This is a genomic window from Streptomyces sp. URMC 126 (assembly GCF_051386555.1).
Classification (GTDB): domain Bacteria; phylum Actinomycetota; class Actinomycetes; order Streptomycetales; family Streptomycetaceae; genus Streptomyces.
In genome coordinates this window covers 1-630 of sequence record NZ_JBPQTX010000663.1, presented here as the reverse complement: position 1 = coordinate 630, position 630 = coordinate 1, and the positions used below count along the sequence as shown (strand labels likewise).

Below are 630 nucleotides of genomic sequence, written 5' to 3'. Positions count from 1 at the left end.
GACGGGCTGTATCAGCCCGTCCGGCGTTTGAGGACGAGCGGCGAAGCCGCGAAAAGCGGGGTCTGGGGCGCAGCCCCAGGAATCGGCGAAGGGGCGGGACTGGGGCACCACCCCGCCCGTCAGGGCTAAAGCGCCGCCGCGCCCCGCTCCTGCAACGCCTTGCCATACTGCTGCAGCACCCACAACTCGTTCTGCACCGCCGCCAGATGATCCGGCGCCGACTGCGCGCCGAGCCGTATCAGGCTCCCCTGGACCTCCTTGACCCGCCGCTCGACGGCCCGCAGCCGCACCTGCACCAGCTGCTGCCCGGCGTAGACCTCGTCGACCGTCTTGGCGTGGATCGCCTCGACGGCCAGCTCGGTGATCATGGAGCGGACGGTGTCGTCGGGGGCGACGTCGCGGACACGGGTGAGGTAGTCGGCGTCGGCCAGGGCGACGCCGCCGGCCTGCTCGATGGCGCGACGGACGGCCGCGTAGGGCGGGGCGGTGAACTCGTCCTCGCCGTAGGCGTCGAAGGCGGGGGAGACCAGCTCCGGCCGCTGGAGGGCGAGTTTGAGGAGCTCGCGCTCGGTGCGGTGGGCGGGGCTGCGGAGGTTGAGGGCGGGGCCGCGCGGGGCCGCGGGCGCGGGG

The 630-nt window shown here is 73.8% G+C and carries 1 pseudogene; it reads right to left on the bottom strand.

Annotated features, from left to right (window positions below):
- Positions 1 to 125: 125 nt before the first annotated feature.
- Positions 126 to 630: pseudogene (locus ACSNOK_RS33365) on the bottom strand (DNA primase); the annotation flags it as partial.